Here is a 20,567-nt window from a genome sequence, read left to right as displayed (position 1 = left end):
GTCAGTTGCCGAATACCGAGGCCATGATCTCGGCGGCCCATTTGTTCAAGGGCGTGACGATCCGCTGGTGCACCCAGCGAATCGGCCGGGTCACGCAGGCCGCCCAGACCACGGCCAGCAGGCGTAGCAACGGGTGCAGGACGGTGCGGTAGAGCCAGCGGCACGGGGTCACCACCAGGAAGTTCACCACGGTGGTGGCCACCTGCCAGCCGAAGACCACGATGGCGATCAGGGCCAGCAGGAGCGGGCGCAGCACCCGGTGCCACAGCATGCGCAGCGGCCAGGCGATGACCCAGCGGCCCAGGAATTCGAAGGCGACGGCCAGGGCCTCGAGGGCGGGCCGCAATACCTTGCGCCACAACCACACCATCGGCACCACGATCAGCCAATAGCCCAGGAATGCCAGGCCTTTCGCGATCTGCACGACCACCCAGGCCAGTCCGCGCAGCGCGGGGAGCAGCAGACGCCGCCACACCCATTCCTCGACCGCTTTCTGCAACGGCCGCAGCAGGAAATCGAGCAGGAACGCACCCAGTGGCGTGAGCACCGCGCCCCACAGCAATTGCTGAATGAGCAAGCCCCACAAATAGTTCTTCACGAACGCCCAGACCGGCCGAATCACCCAGTACCAGCACAGTTTCGCCGCCGGCGTCAGCAACTTCTCGACGAAGTACCGCAGCGCCGCCCGCACCATGCGGCCGAGCAGCTTCAACCCCTCCCACACCAGGCGCGGCGGCACGAAGATCACCATCGCGATCGCCCGGCCGATCCAGCCCGCTATCGAAACCCGCTCCGGCGTAGCCTGATCCGGATTCGGTGTCACCATGTTCGTATCCCTTCCCCGTGCACCGGGATCCATCCTGATCGAGAAAGGGCTTCGCACCCAGCGTATTTCCACTCAGTTCGTGAACGGGGAACGACTCGGGCGATACAGTCGTCAGCGTGACTGAGAATTCGGCCCATGGCGGCCCGAATCCGGAATCCAATGGCAGACCACTGGCCGAGCGGGTGGCGACCAGGCTGTTCTATCCGACCTCCCGACCGCGCGAGAAATCCTTGCGCGAGGCCGTTTCCGGGCGCGTCATCCTGATCACCGGGGCCTCGCACGGCATCGGCAAGGCCACGGCCAAGAAGCTCGGCGCGGCCGGCGCGACCGTGCTGCTGGTGGCCCGCACCCGTGAGGATCTGGAACAGGTGGCCGCCGATATCCGCGCCGCCGACGGCATCGCCCACGTGTATCAGGCCGACATCAGCGATATGACCGCCGTCGAGGAACTCGGCCGCACCCTGCTCACCGAACACGACCACATCGACGTCGTGATCAATAACGCGGGCAAGTCGATTCGCCGCCCCCTGCGCGAATCCTACGACCGCTTCCACGATTTCACCCGCACCATCGACGTCAACTACCTCGGCCCCGTCCGGCTGCTCCTGACCCTGCTACCCAGCATGTGCGACCGCCGCGAAGGCCACATCGTGAACGTGTCCACCTGGGGTCTGCGCATGCCGCCGGCTCCCCGCTGGGCCGCGTACGGCGCCTCCAAATCCGCCTTCGACGTCTGGCTTCGCACCGTGGCCACCGAGATCGCCGCCGACGGTATCACCACCACCTCGGTCTATCTGCCTCTCGTGCACACCCGCATGAGCGCCCCCAGCGACTTCTCCGGCGTCCCCGGCCTCACCGCCGACGAAGCCGCCGATCTGCTCTGCCACGCCGTCGTCTCCCGGCCTCTCGAAATCTCCCCCTGGTGGGCCGGGCCGATCCAAGCCTGGAGCGAACTCCGCCGTGGCGCGGCGCAACGCTTCATGGAGCGCAGCTTCCGCCGCTGACTTACGGCGCAACCGCCCGGACCACGCCCGCCACCCGGTATTACGATCGACCGATGCTCTACCCGGATGCGCGCCCATGAGCCTGGCCACCCTGCTCACCCTCGCCGACTCCCGCCTCCCCATCGGCGGCCACGTCCACTCCGGCGGCGTGGAAGAAGCGATAACCTCCGGCGTATTGCGTGACGTCGCATCGGTCGAGCTCTACCTGCGCCGCCGCATCCGCACCTCGGGCCTCGTCGCCGCCTCCCTGGCCGCCGCCATCACCGCCGGCACCCTCGACCCCGCCCGAGCCGACCTGGAAGCCGACGCCCGCACCCCCTCCCCATCGGCCCGCACCGCCTCCCGAGCCCAAGGCCGCGGCCTGCTCCGCCTCGCCAAACAGGTCTGGCCCCAATCCGACTGGCGCGCCCTCGCCCCCCGCCCCCACCTCTCCACCGTCTTCGGCGTAGTAGGCGCCGTCTCCGGCTCCGCCCCCGAAGAAATCGCCGCCGTAGTCGTCTACACCACCATGACCGGCGCCGCGACCGCCGCCCAACGCCTCCTCGCCCTGGACCCCGCCGCCGTCGCCACCTGCACCATCCGCCTCTCCGACCTCTGCGACGCCACCGCCCGCGAAGCCACGAAATCCCTCGCCGCCCTCTCCGACCCCCTCCAAGACGTCCTAGCCGAACGCCACCTCACCCGAGACATGCCCCTCTTCGCTTCCTGACCGGAGCGATCGCGCGCTAGGGCAGCACGTAATCCACGATCCGCGTAGCCGGAAGGTGCATCCGGCGTTCGGCGGGATCGTCGGGAGATGGTCCGGCATCGACGAATCCGTGCCGCCGATAGAGCTTGATGGCCGGACTGTTCGCGGAGCGCACCGAGAGTCCGACCGCGCGCGGGCCAGCCCATTGCACGACAGCGCGGATGGCCGCATCGCCCACGCCGTGGCCGCGTGCGAACGGAGCGATCCACAGGGACATCAGTTCGGCTGTTCCTTCGTCGGCGAGGTCGCCGCTCACCATTCCCGCGGACGAACCATCGAGGCGGAGCACCACATTGAAGGGGACTTCGGTGAGGCGGGCTCGCCAGCGGGGTTCGGTGTCGCCGGGGCCGGACCAGTCGGCGAGGGTGGAGCTGAAGGCGGCGGCGGATTCGGTGAGGGCTTGGTGGCGGAGGGTGCGCCAGAGGGGCCAGTCGTCGGGGGTGAGGAGTTGGAGGTCGATCAATGGGGGCCTTTTGTGATTGACGGATGTGGTTGGGGCGTGGGAGGTTCGGGGTGGAGGGAGGGGGTCTCATGTATGTGAACGAATCGGTTGTCGGGGAGTTCCTTGCGGAGTATCGGGCATTGGAGGCTCGGGTGGCCGATCCCGCGCTGAGGGCGGACTCGGGGGAGTTGCGGCGGGTGTGTGAGCGGTTGGGGGAGTTGGGGCCGGCCATGGGCGTTTACACCTGACTGCGGCGGGCGGAGGAAGATCTGGCCGCGGGTCTGGAATTGGCTGCGGAGGAGCGGTCGTTCGAGGTGGAAGTCCCGGCCTTGCGGGAGCGGGTGGGTGAACTCGCCGCAGAGCTGGGCGAACTGCTGCGGCCGCGCGATCCGTGCGCACGCGACAACACGCTGCTCGATATCCGGGCGGTGCGGGAGGATCCGGTCTCCGCGGCGTTCGCCGACGACCTGGCTCGCATGTACCGGGACTACGCGCGGGAACGGGGGTGGCGAGTCGAGGTGGTCGCCGCCGCACCGTCGGAAATATGGAGCGCCGATCGCCCGGCGACCTTGCTGATCACCGGGCGGGGTGGGACCTGGCCGGCGTTCGCGGTCGAGACCGGTCTGCATCGCGTGCGGCGGTTCCCGCTCGACCGGGCATGCGGTCCGCCGGTGGAGGCGGTCGCGGAGGTCCTCGCTTACCCCGAACCCGCCCGCGTGAACCGAATATTGCTGCCCGAGTCCGAAATCCGGGTCGATACCTGGTGCCGCCGCTACAACTGCTGGGGTGGACCGAACAATTACGTCTACCTCACCCATGTGCCGACCGGCATCACCGCGTATACCGAGACGTATAGCTCCGGGCTATCGGGCAAGGCGCTGGCGATGCGGGTGCTGGCGGCTCGCATCAAAGCCGTCGCCGACGGTCGTGCCACCGCGAGCGATTTCGTACGGTGGCCGACGATCAGCCGGGCGGATGTCGTTCGAACCTATGACCTGATCGCCGGGCACATGGTCGACCATCGGCGGGCGATCACGATTTCCGGCCCGCTCGAACCCGGCGCTTTGGCGGCGATCGTCGCCGAGCTCGCGCGCGAATGACCCGAATCAGGGCGCGATCATGAGCGGGCGGTGCGGGTGCAGTTCCACCAGCGCCACCAGATCGCCGTAGGGGACCGCGCCGTGCGCGAGGCGATGGGCCATGCGGGCGAAGGCGGTGCGGGCGCCGTATTTGATGCGCAGGCCGTCGCGGATCTGGGCCGCCAGGTAGGGGTTGTTGACGATGCGGGCGGTGCCGTAGTGCTGGCGGGAGCCGAGGGCGGGGCGGCCGCGCCAATCGCCGGCCTGGATCAGGACGCGGCCGTTGTAGGCGAGCTGCTGGGCTTCGGCGCCGTGCGAGGACAGCACGAAGGCGAGGCGGCCGTACTCGGCGGGCACCACCAGGTGCGGGGTGGTGGCCAGGGAGTTCTCGGCGATGGGACGGGTCACCAGCACCGATTTGGCGTCCCACCACAGCGAGCCCTGATGCCAGTTGCTGGGGGTGGCGGGGGCTCCGGCGGGGGCGGTGGGCTGCGGGTGGAAGACGGCGGTGGGGGCGGGGTGTGAGGTTGTCATAAGCAATCGAGCTCCAAACGCTTTGTCGTGCATTGCCTTTCGAACGTGCGTCACGCAGCCGTGGGTGACGAGGGGAGCGGCCCGGCCCGGATCGAGCTATGGGTGAGCGGTGTGAATCGTCCCGTTTTCTACGTTAGCGATGTCCCCGAGGGGCTGCCATGATGCCTGGTCTGCGGTGTCGCACACACCCCGTGCTATGGGTCGGCGCTGGTCGGCGGGGTGGGTAACACGTGGTTTACGTGCGTCCGCCAGGATGGGTGCCATGCCACCTCATTTCATCGACGGAGAACCGCACGACCATCACCACGACCGCCCGAAGCGGGAGCGCACGGCCGGGGAGCCGGTGCGGATCGGGGTCGGCGGGCCGGTCGGATCCGGGAAGACGGCGCTGGTGGCGGCTCTGTGCCGGCAACTGCGGGACGAGCTTTCGCTGGCGGTGCTGACCAACGACATCTACACGACCGAGGACGCGGACTTCCTGCGCCGCAATGCGGTGCTGCCGGACGAGCGCATCACCGCGGTGCAGACCGGCGGCTGCCCGCACACCGCGATCCGCGACGACATCACCGCGAACCTGGACGCCATCGACGATCTGATCGAGGCCAACCCGCCGCTGGATCTGATCCTGGTGGAGTCCGGCGGCGACAATCTGACCGCCACCTTCTCCTCGGGCCTGATCGACGCCCAGATCTTCGTGGTCGACGTGGCCGGCGGCGACAAGGTCCCGCGCAAGGGCGGCCCGGGCGTCACCTGGTCGGACCTGCTGGTCATCAACAAGACCGATCTGGCCCCGATGGTGGGCGCGGATCTGGGTGTGATGGACCGCGATTCGACGAAGGTCCGCGAGGGCCGCCCGTTCGTGTTCACCTCGCTGACCGAGGACCCGGCCGCCACGCCGGTGCTGGAGTGGGTGCGCGAGCAGCTGCGGCTGGCCGCCGAACAGGATGCGGGCGTTGCGCATTCGCACTGAGCATCCGGTGCGTCCTTGCATCGACTGCATCGAGGCATGCGGTGCGCACTGAGCTGCGGATCGCCGCGTCGGCCGGAGCTCTGCCGCATATCGAAGCGGTGGGCGGCCTGTCGGCGCGGCGCACCGGCGTGGACACCGTGCATTTCATCGGCACGGCCGCGACCCCGCTGGGCGGCGATGTGCTGGATATCTTCGTGACCGTCGGTCCGGGCGCGACCTTGCGGGTGCGTTCGGTGGCCGCGACCATCGCGCTGCCGGGCCGGGAGACCCGCAAGTCCCTGGCGCGCTGGCATTTCGAGGTGGCGGCGGGCGGCGTCCTGGATTTCGATCCGGAGCCCACGGTGGTCGCGGGCGGGGCCGAGCACGAGACCCTGACCTCGGTTCGGCTGGCCGAGGGCGCGCGCTTGAGGTTGCGCGAGCGGGTCCAGATCGGCCGCACCGGTGAGGATCACGGCTACTGGTCCGGCGCTCTCGAAGCCGATCTCGGTGACATCCCGTTGCTGCGGCATCGCCTGGATCTGGGTGCGGATGCCGCGACCGATGACGCGTTGTCGGCCCCGCGTGCCCTGGAGAGCGTGCTCACCTATCCGGACGATCGCCCGGCCGAAACCGCGGGCCTGGACGCCGCCCTGCTGCCCCTAGCGGCGGGCGGTTCGCTCTACACCCGCACCGCGAGCCTGCTGCGCGTCTGACGTACACGACGGCGACAGCCGAAAACCGCCACGCGGCGGGAACCGGACCTCACCCCCGGTTCCCGCCGCGCGTCTATCCGCTGCAATGAACGACGGTCGTCGGACCGAATTCAGTTGGCGACGACTCGCGGTGGCGCGTTGAACGCGTTCACCGCACCGACCACACCGCCGACCGCCGCACCGGCGATGGCCGCGGGCACCGCGATCATGGCCGCGCCCGCCGCGGCGCCGAGCGCCGGACCGGCGACCAGGCCCACGGGGAACAACGGCAGGCCGACCACCAGACCGACGGCCGCGCCGACGGTGGCGGAGGTGAGCGCGAACGGCACCGCCGAACTCGCTCCGGCCAGCGCACCCATGGCCGCGGTGCCGACGGTCTGTCCGGCGATGCGGTCGGAACGGCTGCGCTCCATGCCGATCGAGTCCAGGAAGGTGGCGAGGTTCGCCTCCGTCTGGGCGGCATTGTCGTTGATCTGGATCGCCTGCTCGGAGTCGATCCAGTTCGGCGCGTCGACCTGCACGTCGCCGAAGCGGAACTTGCCCGGGGGCGGGGCGATGGGTGGCACGGGCGCCACCGGGACCGGCGGATGCAGTACTCCGACGGGCGCCAGGTAGCTCTTGTCCGGGATCGCACGCGACCACTGGATGGAGCTCTTGGTGTCGTTGGGGATCTGCAGGCCCTCGTACGGCATGACATTCGGCGCGTCGGCCGCCGGCCACTGCTGGGGTGCGTCGTCGTGAGCCGTGACCGCTTGCGGCGCAGCCGGCGCGGCGTTGGCGGCTCCGGTTCCGACGATCGCCATGACTAGCGGAACCGCTCCCGCCGCCACCACATTGCCGACCTTGTTGCGATGCGGGTTGAGGGCTCGGTGCTTACCTGCGGCCATGCACGACCTTTCTTCCGGGGAACATCGACGCCCGACATTCGGACCCGTCGGTCACCTGGATTGGTGCCTGCCCGGAAGACCCGAAAGGTTTGTTTTTGCCGAAAGTTAGCCAACTGCTGGGTAATCCGTACGCGAAGGGCCGGAACCTCTGGTAAGAGGTTCCGGCCCTGGGTAACTCGCCGTGCGTCAGGAAGCGACGGTCTCGTCTGCGGCCGGAGCGGCCTCCGTCACCGGAGCGCCTTCGGTAGCCGGAGCCATGAACCCGTTGGCCGCGCCCACGGCGGCGCCGATGGTCGCGCCCACGGTGGCGGCCGGGATCGCGATCAGCGACGCGCCCGCGGTGGCCCCGATGGCCGGGCCGAAGACCCAGCCGGCGGGCGCGAACGGCGTGCCGACCATGGCGCCCACGAAGCCGCCCATGACCATCCCGGCGACCTCGACCGGTGCGGCCACGCCCACGCCCACGGCCGCGCCGACGGCGGCGGTGCCGACGGTCTGGGCCGCGATGCGGTCCGAGCGGCTGGGCTCGAAGCCCGCCGAGTCGAGGGTCTGGGCCAGTTCGGCTTCCGCGGCCGCGGCCACGGCATTGACCTGTGCGGCCTGTTCGGCCGTGAGCCAGGTCGGGATGTCGACCTGGGTGTCACCGAAGCGCAGCTTGCCCTCCGGCGCCGCGATGGGCGCCACCTCGGCGGCCCGCAGCGGGTCGGGCGAGCGCAGGTTCTGCGTATCGACCGGGGCCAGCGGCGCGTTGGGGATGTCCCGCACGCCGGTGGAGGAATTGCGGCCCACCCGCAGTACGGGCGCGGCGGCCGGATCGGTCATGGTGCCGGGTTCGGCGGCCATGGCCTCGCGGGCCTTGCCCTCCACGCCGAGCGCGGTGGGGGTGGTGTTCTCCAGATAGTTCTGCGCACCGTCGGCGAGTGCCTGCGGCACCGGCACGGTGACCTGCCCGAACGGGGTGTCGAGGGTGACACCCGGCTGCGCGCCGGCCTGCGGAACCTGGTTCTCCACCATGGCGGGCTGGGTCTCGTCCGGCGAAACCGTTTCCGCCGCAGCGTTTCCGGTATTGCCGAAGGCCGCGACCAGCGGCAGCGCGCCCGCGATGGCGAGGGAACCTATACGCCGCTTGCGCGGCGAAATCTGATCAACCGGTTGGCGTTTGCCCATGGATGACCTTTCTCACGAATGTCGATGGATGTTCGACATTCGGATCCGGTCGGTGCGCCGGATTGGTCGGGACTCTCCGCCCGGTGAGGTCGGCGTGTCAGCTCGCGGATTTCTCCGCGGGCTGACCGGTCGGACTGTTCGCCACGGATTTGCCGTTGCCCGTGGCGGATTCGCCGCCGATCTGCTTGTGCAGCTCGCGCGCCTCGTCCGGATCGTCGAGCGCCTCCAGGGCCAGGCGCGCGAACACCCACTGCTCGGTGGCGGCCATCTGCCCGCGGTGACGGCCCAGGAACGAGACGAACCATTCGAGCACGGTGACGAACCGGCTGCGGAAGCCGACCAGGTACCACAGGTGCAGGCCCAGCCACGCCAGCCAGGCGAAGAACCCGCTGAACTCGAGCTTGCCGACCTGGCACACCGCGTTGAACCGCGACACGGTGGCCATCGAACCCTTGTCGAAGTACTTGAAAGGCTTGCGCTCCTCGGGCTTCTGATCCCCGCGCACCTCGGCCTTGATGTTCTTGGCCGCGTAGGTGCCGCCCTGGATCGCGCCCTGCGCCTGCCCGGGCACGCCCGGCACCGACATCAGGTCGCCGACCACGAAGACGTTCGGGTAGCCCTTGATGGTCAGGTCCGGTTCGACCACGACCCGCCCGGCCCGGTCGATCTCGGTGCCCTTGGACTTCTCGGCCAGGATCTTGCCCAGTTCGCTGGCCTGCACGCCGGCCGACCACACCTTGCAGGCGGATTCGATGCGCCGCTCGGAGCCGTCCTTCTCCTTGATGGTCACCCCACGCGCGTCCACATTGGTGACCATGGCGTTGAGCTGGATCTCCACGCCCATCTTCTCCAGCCGCTTGGCCGCCTTGCCGCCGAGCTTGGGGCCCATCGGCGCGAGCACCGCGCCCGCGCCCTCGACCAGGATGACGCGCGCGTCGCGGGTGTCGATATTGCGGAAGGTGCCGTCCAGGGTGCGGTCGGCGAGTTCGGCGATCTGCCCGGCCAATTCGACGCCGGTGGGGCCCGCGCCCACGACCACGAAGGTCATGAAGCGGTCGCGCGTCTCCTGGTCGGTGGCCAGTTCGGCCTCTTCGAAGGAGCCCAGGATGCGCGCGCGTAGTTCGAGCGCGTCGTCGATGGTCTTCATACCGGGCGCGTAGGTGGCGAAGTGGTCGTTGCCGAAGTAGGACTGCTGGGCGCCGGTGGCGACGATGAGCGAGTCGAAGGGGGTGACGGTGTCGGAGTTGAGCAGTCGCGAGGTGACGGTGCCGCCCTCGAGGTCGATATCGTCGACCTCGCCCATGATGACCCGCACGTTTTCCTGCTTGCGCAGCACGATGCGGGTGGCGGGGGCGATCTCGCCGACGGACAGGATGCCGGTCGCGACCTGGTACAGCAGCGGCTGGAACAGGTGCGTGGAGGTCTTGGAGATGAGGGTGATGTCCACGTCGGCCTTGCGCAGGTGCTTGCAGGCGAAGAGGCCACCGAACCCGGACCCGATCACCACCACCCGATGGCGCTGTGCGACGGAATTATCGGCGTTCATCTAGTCCCTGCTCCTAGCCAGACGGTGAAACTACGACACTTCACGCTCAACGGTAGTACGGCGTGAGGCACGAGGACCAATCAGGACCAATCGGGAAACGGACGATCACGACACTTACCCCGAAAATACAATACGAGCGGTAGCTCAGGGGGATTGTCGTGACCGCCGCGTCCGGTCGTGTCTGGAACGAGACCTGTTCAGCGTCCCGCGAGCAGGAGTTTCGCGAGCTGCGTGGTGGTTTCGGAACCTTCGATGTACCCGCCCTCGTTGCCCTGCTCGGTCATGACGGCCAGGGTATAGCGCTCGTTCGGGCCCGCGAAGCCGACCGAATTGACCACCCAGCCGCCGACCTCGTTGGACCAGCCGTTCTTCAGGCCGGGGTTCATCGACGCGCCCGCGCCCCACACGCCCCAGTGCTGGTTGGTGTCCACCCGGCGCATGCGATCGACCAGGTAGGCGCGGTCGTCGGGGTGCATGCGGGTGAGCACGTTGTCCATCAGCCGATCCAGGTCGGCCGGGCTGCACTGCTGGAAACCCCAGTCGGGGAACAGCTTCGTCTGTTCGATGGTGGTGGTGGGCGGCAGCGGGACCAGCCCGGACATGCCATTGGCGCGGAAGGCGTTGTTGAACGACATGCGATCCACGCCCGCGTACTTGTTCCACAGCACGTCGGCGGCGTGGTCGTTGGAGGTTGCCAGCATGGACTCGAGCAGCGCCCGGTCCCCGCCGTCGAGATTGATGGCCCCGATCCGGGCGCGGTTCAGCAGATCCTCCGCGATCGCCAGTTTGATGGTGGACGCGGTCCAGAACATGGTGTCCGCGTTGCCATTCCGGTAAATGCCGCCACTGACCCGATCGCGCAGTACATATCCGGTGACGCCGGGGCGCGAGCTCAGATAGGCGTCGGCGGCGTTGATGCGATTGGACATATCGCAATCGAAGCCCGGCAGGCAGCCCTGAGTGGCCACCGGAAGGGCTTCCGCGTTCGGGGCGAATACCGGGGCAGCCGGAATCAATACCGCTGCGGCGAGGACACAGGTCGAGGTGGCCACGCGCCGGGCCATCGGAGAACGCACGAAGAGACACAATAGCCATCACAAAGGGCGCTTTGCACGTCTTGAGCTCAGTCGCCCCGTGTGTTATCGAATTGACGCTCGCGCACGGGCTTTCGGCGAACTAGCGGAACGCTGCGCGTAGTTCTTCGATGCTGCGGCCGTTGAGCCGATAGCAGTGCTCGAATGCCTCGGTGTGATGATCGCGCGGCCATGCCGCCAGTACGACGCCGCGCCCGTAGTGACGCGAGTTGACGAGCTCCCAGCGATCACCGACTCGGCGGACCGTGAATCCGGTTCTGGGAACCAGGGGAATCACCGACGCAGACATCGACGCGAACCAGCCTTTCACTACCACTTTCCGGCCTCCACCCGAAAGGCACTGTCGCATACCACAGTCGAATTTCAGAGTGACGCGCCCTAGCAAATGCGAGGCGTGTGGCGGGTGTCACCCGGCGAGCCGCGATGCCGGGTGTTTGCATGTCGTTCGCCGACTGTATAAACACAGCTCGTGCACATTCATCGGGCCGAGCGTGCGGACACGCTCGCCGACGCGCTGGCCGAGCTGCTCGCCGATCCGCTCGGCGACCCGTTCACTCCCGAAGTGGTCGCGGTGCCGGCCAAGGGGATCGAGCGCTGGCTGAATCAGCGGCTGGCCACGGTCCTCGGTAGCGGGTCGTTCGCCGACGGGATTTCGGCGAATATCGACTTCGCCGACCCGGCGGGATTGGTCGGCGCGGTCCTGGCCGAGGCGACCGGGATCGACCCGGACCAGGACCCATGGGCGCCCGACCGGTTGGTATGGGCCCTGCTCCCGGTCCTCGACGAAGTGCTGAACGAACCCTGGGCGGGCGTGCTCGCCCGCCACCTCGGACACGGTGACGCGAACGGCTATCGGGTGGGCCGGCGCTACGCCACCGCGGCGCGGATCGCGGGCCTGTTCGATACCTATGCGGCGCAACGCCCCGTCATGATCCTGGACTGGGCGGCCGGTATCGACAGCGACGGTGCGGGTGCGCGGAGTGCGGGTGGTCTGTTGCCCGCAGACCTGCGCTGGCAGCCTGAATTGTGGCGGCGGCTGCGGGCGGCGGTGGGGGTGCCCGGGCCGGCGGAGCGGCTGGCGGCGGCGTGTGCGCGGCTGCGGGCGGAGCCGGCGAGTGTGTCGCTGCCGGAACGGATTTCGCTGTTCGGCGTGACGCGGTTGACTACCGACCAGTTGGAAGTGTTGTCGGCATTGTCGGTGGGGCGGCAGGTGCATCTGTGGCTGGTGCATCCCTCGCCCGCGCTGTGGACCAAGCTGGCCGATGCCGAGATCACGCCGAATTCCGGTGTGCGGGTACGGCATCCGCTGCTGGCGGCGCTGGGGCGGGACGTGCGCGAGTTGCAGGAGCGGCTCGCCGGATACGATCACATCGACACCTATCACCCGCGGCCGGAGACCGCCGCGCCGCGCACGCTGCTGAGCGAATTGCAGGCCGCCATCCGGCAGGACCGCTGGTCGCTCATGCCCGAACCCGCGCTCGCCGACGGCAGCGTGACCGTGCACTCCTGTCACGGCGCGGCCCGGCAGGTGGAAGTGCTGCGCGATAGCCTGCTCGGCATTTTCGCCGCCGACCACACGCTGCAACCGCGCGACGTGATTGTCATGTGCCCGGACGTGGAGAGCTACGCCCCGCTGGTGCGCGCCGCCTTCGGGCAGTGGTCCCTGGAGGGCGCGGAACCCGGGCATCCGGCGCACGGGCTGCGGGTGCGGCTGGCCGATCGCGCGCAACGCGCGGTGAACCCGGTGCTCGGGGTGATCGGCACGCTGCTGGAACTGGCCGACGGTCGGGTCACCGTCACCGAAGTGCTGGATCTGGCCGCGGCGGAACCGGTCCGGCTGCGCTGCGGCTTCGACGACGACGATATCGAGCGATTGCGCGACTGGGCCGCCGAGACCGGGGCGCGCTGGGGGATCGGGCAGCGGCAGCGGCAGGCGTTCGGGCTCGGGGACTTCGCGCAGAACACCCTGAATGCGGCCGTGGACCGGATCCTGCTGGGCGTGGCGGCCGGGGAGTCCACCGAGGACTGGCTGGATCTGGTGCTGCCCCTGGACGATGTGGACTCCAACGACATCGATCTGGCCGGCCGGTTCGCGGAGTTCGTGGACCGGCTCGCGGTATGCCTGCGGGATCTGCGCGGCCCGACCCTGGAGGAACCGGCGGGCACCGCGCGCCCGGCGGAGGACTGGGCCGCCGTGCTGGGGCGGGCCCTCGACCTGCTGACCGATGTGTCCTACACGCAGACCTGGATGGGCGTGCAGGCCCGGCGCGAACTGGCCGCCGCCCTGGAATTCGCGGGACGAACCCCCTTGCGGCTCAGCGATATCAGCGCCCTGCTGCGCGCCCGGCTCTCCGGCCGGGCCTCGCGCGCCAACTTCCGCACCGGCGAGCTGACCGTGTGCACCATGGTGCCGATGCGGTCGGTCCCGCATCGCGTGGTGGTGCTGCTCGGACTCGACGACGAGGTGTTCCCGCGCTCGGGCGGCGTCGACGGCGACGATGTACTGGCCCGCCATCGCTGCCCCGGCGACCGGGATCCGCGCAGCGAGGACCGGCAGCTGCTCCTCGATGCCATCATGGCCGCCGGGGAGCGACTCGTGTTGCTGCACACCGGATCCGACCCGGTCACCGGTGCGCACCGCCCGCCCGCCATCCCCCTGGCCGAGGTACTCGACACCGTCCGCGCCCACGTCGGCGCGCCCGCCATGGATCAGGTCGTCACGCGACACCCCTTGCAGCCCTTCGATCGCCGCAACTTCCGCGCCGACGCCCCCTTCAGCTTCGACACCGTCGCCCTCGCGGGCGCTCGCGCCGCGGGCCGCCCGCCGGTCAACCGCCCCGCCTTCCTGGCCGCACCGCTGGTGGTTCCCGAACCCGGCGATGTGGAACTGGCCGATCTGGTCGCCTTCGCCGAACATCCAGTGCGCGCATTCCTGTGGCAGCGCTTGGGGATTCGCGTCCCGGAGGAAGAAGAGGAGATCGGCGACCGCCTGCCCATCGAACTCGACGGCCTCACCAAATGGAGTATGGGCGAACGCATGCTGTCCGCCCGCCTCACCGGCGTCGACCCGAACATCCTGCGCGCCGCCGAATGGCGGCGCGGCACGCTGCCGCCGTTCGCGCTCGGCGGCGCGGTGCTCGACGAAGTCGAATCCACCGTCGACCGCCTGGTCCGGGTCGCGCAGCCGCTGCACGAGATCCCGGCCCGCACCATCGATATCGCGGTCGATCTCGGCGACGGCCGCCGCCTCACCGGCACCGTCCCCGACGTCCACGACGACGCCCTGCTCCGCACCACCTATTCGCGCCTGGCGCCCAAACACCGCATGGCCGCCTGGGTGCGGCTGCTCGCCCTCGCCGCCGCGGGCTCGCACCAGAGCTGGCGCGCCATCACCATCGGCCGCGGCAAGATGTCGCGCCCCGCCTGGCAATCCACCCTCACCGCCCCCAATGCCGCCACCGCCCGCACCCTGCTGCGCGATCTGGTGGACCTGCGCGACCTCGGCCTCACCGAACCCCTACCCATCGCCCCCGCGGCCTCCTCGGTCTACGCCGAACGCCGCCTCGCCGGCGCCACCTACGAAGAAGCCCTGCAAGCCGCGGAGCAGGAATTCGACGGCGGCAAGGACGGTCCCGGCCGTTTCGGCGAACACACCGACCGCTACCTGCGCTACATCCACGGTCCCGCCCCGCGCTTCCATCACCTCACCGGCGACCCCGAAACCACGCTGCTGCACTCCGACGCCGAGACCACCCGCTTCGGCGAACTGGCGCGCCGCCTCTGGAATCCCTTGCTCACCAACGAGAATCAAGGCCAACCGTGAACCCACCCTCCGAAAGCCGCGGATGACCGACGACCTCTTCTCCCGCACCGACCTGGACATCGACCGCCCGGCCGCCACCCGCGCGCGCCGGCGGGGTGACAGCGCCGGGGGCGAAGGCCGCCACCGTCGTCCGGAACCGGAGTACGCCGACCTGTTCGCCGCCGATCCCGCGGCGGCCGGCGAGCCGGCGGACATTCCGGTCGAATCGGAGCAGATCGCCGCCGCGTCGGATTCCGCCGTCGCCGGCGACGATGATGGACGGGGTGATGCGTCCGGTGCGGCTGAACCGTTGCCGGACGGTGGCGAGGGCTCGGAGGGGGAGACGGATTTGTTCGGTGGTGCGCTCGGCGGTGTGGCGGAGGTAGTGCGGGACGTGGAGCCGGGTGCGGAGGCCGAAGGGCGGTTCGTGCTGACCGGTGCGTTGCCGGTGGGTACGACCGTGCTGGAGGCCAGTGCGGGGACGGGGAAGACGTACGCCATCGTGGGCTTGGCGGTGCGGTTCGTCGCCGAGCAGGGGGTGGATATCTCCGCGCTGCTGCTGGTGACGTTCAGTCGCGCTGCCACGCAAGAGCTTCGGGAACGGACGCGGGATCGGTTCGTCGGCGTCGCCGCGGCGCTGGCCGAGCCGGAGCGGGCGCGGGCCGAAGGTGATGAGCTGGTGCGGCATCTGGCGCAGGCCACGCCGTCGGAAGTGGCGGCGCGACGGGAACGATTGCTGGCGGCGCTGTCGGATTTCGATTCCGGGACCATCGCGACCACGCACAGCTTCTGTCAGCGGATGCTGGACGAGCTGGGGCTGGCCGGCGAGCACGACCCCGGGGTGCGGCTGGTGGAAAGCATCGAGGACGTGGTCTCCACGGTCGCGGACGACCTCTACCTGAGCCGGTACGCACGCGGGCAAGCGCCGTTCGGGCCCGCCGACGCACAGCGGCTGGCCCGCGCGGCCGTGGGCGACGGGCACGCGATCCTGGTGCCGGAAGGGGAACTCGAGGACGATCCGGCGGGGGAGCGGGTGGCCTTCGCGGCGGCGGCGCGCGCGGAAACGGCTCGGCGCAAACGGCTTTCGGGATTGCGCGACTACGACGATCTGCTGGTGCTGCTGCACGATGTGCTGGCCGATCCCGAACACGGGCCGCGGGCGTGCGGGCGGATCCGGGAGCGCTTCCGGGTGGCGCTGGTCGACGAATTCCAGGACACCGATCCGCTGCAGTGGGATATCTTGCGGCGGGCCTTCCACGGGCATTCGACCCTGGTGCTGGTGGGGGATCCGAAGCAGGCCATCTACGCTTTCCGGGGCGCGGAAGTGCTGAGCTACCTGGACGCGGTGGCGCACGCGGACGATCGCCTCGAACTGACCACCAACCGGCGCAGTGACGCCGGGCTCCTGTCCGCGCTGCACCACCTGCAAGGCGGAGCGGCGCTGGGGCACAAGGAAATCACCGTGCACAAGGTCGCCGCCACCCGGCCGTTCTCGCGGCTGGCGGGCGCGCCGGAGCAGGTTGTGCCGTTGCGGCTGCGGTGTTTTCCGCGCACCGGTGCGGGGGCGTTGAACCGTTCCGGGTATCCGACGGTCGGGCGGCAGCGCGAACGCATCGCGGTGGACGTGGCGGCCGATATCGTGCGGCTGCTCGAATCCGGTATGCGCATCGATGCCGGCACCGCCGCCGAAAGGCCGATCGGGCCGGGCGATATCGCGGTGCTGGTACGCAATCACAATCACTCCGATCTGGTGCGCAAGGAACTCGAACGGGCCGGGGTGCCGTCGGTGCTGGCCGGCGGCGCGAGCGTGTTCGGTACGCCCGCCGCCGTCGAATGGCTGTGGGTGCTGCACGCGCTGGAGCAGCCGCACCGCGCCGACCGGGTTCGTCTCGCGGCCGGCACCGCACTGCTCGGCTTGTCCGCCACCGAAATCGACGCCGGCGGCGCCGATCTGGTCGGGCGGCTCAGCGCCCAGCTGCGCGAATCGGCGCGGCTGTTCACCCGTATCGGTTTCGCGGCCGTCTTCGAAAAGCTCAGTGCCGAAACCCGATTGGCTCCTCGCCTGCTCGCGCTCGACGGCGGTGAACGCCAGCTCACCGATCTGCGTCATCTCGCGCAGCTGCTCGACGAAGCCGCCATGCACGAGGGTCTCGGCCTGACCGCGCTGACCCGCTGGCTCGCCGACCGCGTCCGCGACCCCGCGTCCGGCAGTGTCGCCGGGCGCAGCCGCCGCCTGGACCGCGACGCCGCCTCCGTGCAGATCGCCACCGTGCACGCGAGCAAGGGCCTGGAATTCCCGATCGTCTACCTGCCTTTCGCCTGGGACGCCGCCAAGATGCGCAACCCGCCCACCCTGCTCTTCCACGACGAGCAGGGCCGCCGGGTGCTCGATGTCGGCGGCCCCGACGCCGCCGGATACAACAATCGCCGCCTGTACGCCGAAGCCGAGGAGGCCGCCGAAGAACTGCGCCTGCTGTATGTGGCGCTGACCCGCGCGGGCGCGCAGGTGGTCGCCTGGTGGGCTCCGGCGTTCGACACCCAGACCTCGCCGCTGCATCGCATGCTGCTGGGCCGTGAACCCGGCAGCCCCGCCGTCGCCGACAAGGCCCCGGTGCCCGCCGATTCCGTTGTGCTGTCCCGCTTCTCGGAATGGGCGGCCGGGGCGGAGCCGGGCGTGATCGCCGTCGAACCGGTCAGCCAGGCCGTCCCGGCCCGCCTGCGCCGCGATCACACCGCCACCGCCACCGAAGACCTCGCCGCCGCCACCTTCGACCGCACCCTGGACCAGGACTGGCGGCGCACCTCCTACTCGGCGCTCACCGCCGGCGCCCACGACGCCATGCCCGCCGGTGACGTCCCGGACGGGCGCGGAATCGCCGACGAACCCGCGACGCCCACGGTGCTCGCCGATGCCGTCGACGAATTCGCCGGCGCCGCACCGTCGTTGATGAACACGCTGCCCTACGGCGCGGAGTTCGGCACGCTCGTGCACGAGGTGCTCGAATACGTGGATACGGACGCCGCCGACCTGGCCGCCGAAATCCGCGCCCGCACCGAGCACGCCGTCACCGAGCAGATGTTCGATGCCGACCCCGACGTGCTGTCCGCCGCGCTGCTGGCCGTCATGCACACGCCCATCGATTTCGGCACCGGATCGGACCGCAATATCGGTACGCTCGCGGGCATTCCGACCCGGGATCGTTTGAGCGAACTCGATTTCGAGCTGCCGCTCACCGGCGGCGACGATGCGGTGACCACCCGGGTCACCGTGCCCGATATCGGTGACCTGTTGCGCCGTCATCTGCCCGCCGACGACATCTTCGCCCCGTACGCCGACCAACTGGCGCACCTGGACGCCACTCCGCTGCGGGGCTACCTCACCGGCAGTATCGACGCCGTCCTGCGCGTCCGATCCGCTTCCGGGGAACCGTCTTTCGTCGTGGTCGACTACAAGACCAACCGTCTCGGTACCGGGGATCTCACCGTCGCGCACTACACCCGCGAACGCATGGCCGCGGAGATGATGCGCTCGCACTACCCGCTCCAGGCGATCCTGTATTCGGTTGCCCTGCATCGCTTCCTGCGCTGGCGGTTGCCCACCTACGACCCGGTCGTGCATCTCGGCGGCATCCGCTATCTCTTCGTCCGGGGTATGGTCGGTCCCCGAACCCCGGACGGCGCGGGCGTTTTCGACTGGATGCCGCCGCCGCAGATGGTCGTCGAGCTCTCCCTGCTGCTCGCCGGTGAGGTGACCGCATGACCTCGATTCAGCTGGCGCAGCGTGGAACCGGGCCATTGCAGGTGTTCAACGCCGCCGGGGTGCTGTCCGCCGCCGATCTGCACGTGGCCCTGCGATTGGGACGCCTCGGCCGGGAACAGTCGGAACTGGTGCTGTTCGCGACCGCGCTGGCGGTGCGCGCGGTGCGCTCCGGTTCGGTGTGCCTGGAAGTGCGGCGCATGCACGAGATCGGTGTGGACGCCGAGGGCACCGAGGAATCGACCATCGATCCCTCGACCTTGCCGTGGCCGGATGTGGACGCGGTGATCGCGGCGCTGCGGGTGAGCCCCCTGGTCTGCGGGAGCCCGGCGGGCCCGCTGCGGCCGTTGCGGCTGGTCGAACCCGCCGCCGGGTCGGAGGCGAGTCCCCTGCTGTACCTGGATCGATACTTCCGGCAGGAGGAGACGATCCGGGCCGCCTTGATCGAACGCGCGGCCTCGCGACCGATGGTGGACGCGGGACTGATTCGCCGCGAACTGGATCGGCTGTTCCCGCCGCAACCCGGTTCCGGGGAATTCGACCGGCAGCGACTGGCCGCCGCCTTGGCCACCACCCGCTGGACCACCGTGATCGCTGGCGGACCGGGTACCGGCAAGACGCACACCATCGCCCGGGTGCTGGCGTTGCTCGTCGCCCATCAGCAGGCCCTGCCGAACGCACCCGCCCTGCGCATCGCCCTGGCCGCGCCGACCGGCAAAGCCGCTGCGCGCCTTCAGGAATCCGTCCGTGAACAGGCCGGTGATATCGGCTTGCCCGAGTTGACCGCCGCGACCCTGCACCGGCTGCTGGGCTGGCAGCGGGGCGGCGCGGGCCGCTTCAAGCACAACGAGTTCAACCGGCTGCCCTACGACGTCATCGTGGTGGACGAAACCTCCATGGTCTCGCTGACCATGATGAGCCGATTGCTCCCGGCCGTACGCCCGGACGCGCGCCTGGTGCTGGTCGGCGACCCGGATCAGCTGGCATCCGTCGACGCGGGCGCGGTGCTCGCTGACCTCGTCGCGGGACCCGTTCCCGGACAGGACAATCCGGTGCTCGACGAGATCCTCGCGGGTGGTGGACCGGAGGTTGCGGGGCTGGACACGGGAATTCAGCACACCACTACCGGTTCGGGTGACACGCGTGTGGTGTCGGGTTCCGCCGGTGGCCCGTCGGCCGACGCCTTGTCACCCCGTGAGCGAGAACGGTTGCGCGGCGGCATCGTCCGGCTCACGCGCGGGCGGCGCTTCGGCGGACGCATCGCCGATCTCGCCGTCGCGGTCCGCGCCGGTGACGCCGACACGGCGCTGGAACTGCTGCTGGCGGGCGGGAACGAACTGGCCCTGCACCACCCCGACGACATCACCGAGGTGCGCGCCAACGTCCTGCGCGCCTCGCAGGCCGCCACCGATGCCGCGCTCGCGGGCGACGCCATCGCCGCCCTGACCGCGCTCGAATCGCACCGCCTGCTGTGCGCGCACCGGCAGGGTGTCTACGGCGTGGATCGCTGGGACCGGCTGGCCGCCGGCTGGGTCACCGCCGCCGGCATCAGCTCCGATCCCGGTGCGGGGCATTGGTATCCCGGGCAGCCGCTGCTGGTCACCGCCAACGATCACGAGGCGCGCATCTACAACGGCGATACCGGCGTCATCGTCCGCGCCCCTGACGGCAGCCTGCGCGCGGCATTGCAACGCGGCACCGAGCCGTACCTGGTGCATCCGACGCAGTTCCCCGGCGTCACCACCGTGTACGCCATGACCATTCACCGCAGTCAGGGCAGCCAGTACGACAATGTGTCGGTCGTACTGCCCGGTCCCGAATCGACGCTGCTGACGCGGGAGTTGCTGTATACGGCCATCACCCGGGCCCGCAAGCACGTGCGGGTGCTGGGGACGGAGGAGGCGATCCGGGCCGGGATCGCCCGCCGCGTCCTGCGTGCCAGCGGCCTGCGCGCGCAATAGGCGTGCCGCGCCCGGGGGCGGCGGCGTAGGCTCGGGCGGGAAAGGCGTTGGTGTGCGG

17 protein-coding genes are annotated in these 20,567 nt (G+C 69.8%); 9 read left to right on the top strand and 8 right to left on the bottom strand.

What is annotated here, in order from left to right; translation table 11 throughout:
* Position 1 precedes the first annotated feature (1 nt).
* Positions 2-826 carry a hypothetical protein gene (locus tag NY1_RS07190; RefSeq protein WP_067709695.1) on the bottom strand — a complete coding sequence of 275 codons (825 nt, stop codon included), beginning with the start codon at positions 824-826 and terminating at the stop codon, positions 2-4.
* A 116-nt stretch (positions 827-942) separates the two neighbouring features.
* Here NY1_RS07190 and NY1_RS07185 point away from each other — a divergent pair, with 116 nt between their 5' ends.
* Together NY1_RS07185 and NY1_RS07180 are read left to right on the top strand one after the other, a co-directional pair.
* The gene (locus NY1_RS07185) at positions 943-1,830 is read left to right on the top strand and encodes an SDR family NAD(P)-dependent oxidoreductase (RefSeq protein WP_233434239.1); all 888 of its coding nucleotides are present in this window, start codon (positions 943-945) and stop codon (positions 1,828-1,830) included.
* 76 nt (positions 1,831-1,906) lie between these two features.
* Positions 1,907-2,539: an urease accessory protein UreF gene (locus tag NY1_RS07180; protein WP_067709693.1), complete on the top strand. Its 633-nt coding sequence runs from the start codon at positions 1,907-1,909 to the stop codon at positions 2,537-2,539.
* Positions 2,540-2,555: 16 nt separating this feature from the next.
* Here NY1_RS07180 and NY1_RS07175 read toward each other — a convergent pair whose 3' ends face one another.
* The gene (locus NY1_RS07175) at positions 2,556-3,041 is read right to left on the bottom strand and encodes a GNAT family N-acetyltransferase (protein ID WP_067709691.1); all 486 of its coding nucleotides are present in this window, start codon (positions 3,039-3,041) and stop codon (positions 2,556-2,558) included.
* A gap of 68 nt (positions 3,042-3,109) precedes the next feature.
* Between NY1_RS07175 and NY1_RS07170 the strand changes: the two genes are divergently transcribed.
* Positions 3,110-3,268 carry a hypothetical protein gene (locus tag NY1_RS07170; protein ID WP_157762092.1) on the top strand — a complete coding sequence of 53 codons (159 nt, stop codon included), beginning with the start codon at positions 3,110-3,112 and terminating at the stop codon, positions 3,266-3,268.
* Between the two features lie 39 nt (positions 3,269-3,307).
* Entirely contained in the window at positions 3,308-4,120 is an 813-nt protein-coding gene (locus tag NY1_RS07165; protein WP_067709688.1) for a PCRF domain-containing protein, read from the top strand.
* A gap of 6 nt (positions 4,121-4,126) precedes the next feature.
* Here NY1_RS07165 and NY1_RS07160 read toward each other — a convergent pair whose 3' ends face one another.
* Entirely contained in the window at positions 4,127-4,633 is a 507-nt protein-coding gene (locus NY1_RS07160; RefSeq protein ID WP_067709686.1) for a hypothetical protein, read from the bottom strand.
* A 262-nt stretch (positions 4,634-4,895) separates the two neighbouring features.
* Here NY1_RS07160 and ureG point away from each other — a divergent pair, with 262 nt between their 5' ends.
* Together ureG and NY1_RS07150 are read left to right on the top strand one after the other, a co-directional pair.
* Entirely contained in the window at positions 4,896-5,603 is a 708-nt protein-coding gene (gene ureG, locus NY1_RS07155) for an urease accessory protein UreG (RefSeq protein ID WP_067709684.1), read from the top strand.
* Positions 5,604-5,644: 41 nt separating this feature from the next.
* The gene (locus tag NY1_RS07150) at positions 5,645-6,295 is read left to right on the top strand and encodes an urease accessory protein UreD (protein ID WP_067709682.1); all 651 of its coding nucleotides are present in this window, start codon (positions 5,645-5,647) and stop codon (positions 6,293-6,295) included.
* A gap of 110 nt (positions 6,296-6,405) precedes the next feature.
* On the opposite strand, the gene NY1_RS07145 is transcribed toward NY1_RS07150, so the two are convergent.
* From NY1_RS07145 to NY1_RS07125, 5 genes are all read right to left on the bottom strand, one after another.
* Positions 6,406-7,182: a hypothetical protein gene (locus NY1_RS07145; RefSeq protein ID WP_067709680.1), complete on the bottom strand. Its 777-nt coding sequence runs from the start codon at positions 7,180-7,182 to the stop codon at positions 6,406-6,408.
* Between the two features lie 186 nt (positions 7,183-7,368).
* Positions 7,369-8,349, bottom strand: a complete 981-nt coding sequence (locus tag NY1_RS07140) for a hypothetical protein (RefSeq protein ID WP_067709678.1) — start codon at positions 8,347-8,349, stop codon at positions 7,369-7,371.
* A gap of 97 nt (positions 8,350-8,446) precedes the next feature.
* The gene (locus NY1_RS07135) at positions 8,447-9,895 is read right to left on the bottom strand and encodes an NAD(P)/FAD-dependent oxidoreductase (protein ID WP_067709676.1); all 1,449 of its coding nucleotides are present in this window, start codon (positions 9,893-9,895) and stop codon (positions 8,447-8,449) included.
* Between the two features lie 197 nt (positions 9,896-10,092).
* Positions 10,093-10,971: a serine hydrolase gene (locus NY1_RS07130; protein ID WP_439955999.1), complete on the bottom strand. Its 879-nt coding sequence runs from the start codon at positions 10,969-10,971 to the stop codon at positions 10,093-10,095.
* 100 nt (positions 10,972-11,071) lie between these two features.
* Positions 11,072-11,278, bottom strand: coding sequence for a hypothetical protein (locus NY1_RS07125; RefSeq protein ID WP_067710118.1), 207 nt, complete (start codon positions 11,276-11,278; stop codon positions 11,072-11,074).
* A 180-nt stretch (positions 11,279-11,458) separates the two neighbouring features.
* Here NY1_RS07125 and recC point away from each other — a divergent pair, with 180 nt between their 5' ends.
* Genes recC through recD form a run of 3 tightly spaced genes read left to right on the top strand, consistent with a single transcriptional unit; the run spans position 11,459 to position 20,509 of the window.
* On the top strand, positions 11,459-14,812 hold the full coding sequence (gene recC / locus NY1_RS07120; protein WP_067709673.1) for an exodeoxyribonuclease V subunit gamma: 3,354 nt from the start codon (positions 11,459-11,461) through the stop codon (positions 14,810-14,812).
* A gap of 22 nt (positions 14,813-14,834) precedes the next feature.
* Positions 14,835-18,551: a UvrD-helicase domain-containing protein gene (locus NY1_RS07115; RefSeq protein WP_084534728.1), complete on the top strand. Its 3,717-nt coding sequence runs from the start codon at positions 14,835-14,837 to the stop codon at positions 18,549-18,551.
* Positions 18,548-20,509, top strand: coding sequence for an exodeoxyribonuclease V subunit alpha (gene recD / locus NY1_RS07110; protein ID WP_067709671.1), 1,962 nt, complete (start codon positions 18,548-18,550; stop codon positions 20,507-20,509). The genes NY1_RS07115 and recD overlap by 4 nt, the downstream gene beginning before the upstream one ends.
* Positions 20,510-20,567: the final 58 nt, after the last annotated feature.

The sequence above is a fragment of the Nocardia yamanashiensis NBRC 100130 genome (assembly GCF_001613325.1).
Classification (GTDB): domain Bacteria; phylum Actinomycetota; class Actinomycetes; order Mycobacteriales; family Mycobacteriaceae; genus Nocardia; species Nocardia yamanashiensis.
Note: the sequence above shows the minus strand (reverse complement) of the source record. Positions and strands in the feature narration are given on the sequence as shown.

Bases quoted from the DNA above. Each gene is read 5' to 3' on its own strand.
- NY1_RS07170 (WP_157762092.1), top strand. From the start codon at position 3,110: ATGTATGTGAACGAATCGGTTGTCGGGGAGTTCCTTGCGGAGTATCGG.
- ureG (WP_067709684.1), top strand. From the start codon at position 4,896: ATGCCACCTCATTTCATCGACGGAGAACCGCACGACCATCACCACGAC.
- NY1_RS07140 (WP_067709678.1), bottom strand. From the start codon at position 8,349: ATGGGCAAACGCCAACCGGTTGATCAGATTTCGCCGCGCAAGCGGCGT.
- NY1_RS07190 (WP_067709695.1), bottom strand. From the start codon at position 826: ATGGTGACACCGAATCCGGATCAGGCTACGCCGGAGCGGGTTTCGATA.
- NY1_RS07115 (WP_084534728.1), top strand. From the start codon at position 14,835: ATGACCGACGACCTCTTCTCCCGCACCGACCTGGACATCGACCGCCCG.
- NY1_RS07125 (WP_067710118.1), bottom strand. From the start codon at position 11,278: ATGTCTGCGTCGGTGATTCCCCTGGTTCCCAGAACCGGATTCACGGTC.
- NY1_RS07180 (WP_067709693.1), top strand. From the start codon at position 1,907: ATGAGCCTGGCCACCCTGCTCACCCTCGCCGACTCCCGCCTCCCCATC.
- recD (WP_067709671.1), top strand. From the start codon at position 18,548: ATGACCTCGATTCAGCTGGCGCAGCGTGGAACCGGGCCATTGCAGGTG.
- NY1_RS07145 (WP_067709680.1), bottom strand. From the start codon at position 7,182: ATGGCCGCAGGTAAGCACCGAGCCCTCAACCCGCATCGCAACAAGGTC.
- NY1_RS07135 (WP_067709676.1), bottom strand. From the start codon at position 9,895: ATGAACGCCGATAATTCCGTCGCACAGCGCCATCGGGTGGTGGTGATC.
- NY1_RS07160 (WP_067709686.1), bottom strand. From the start codon at position 4,633: ATGACAACCTCACACCCCGCCCCCACCGCCGTCTTCCACCCGCAGCCC.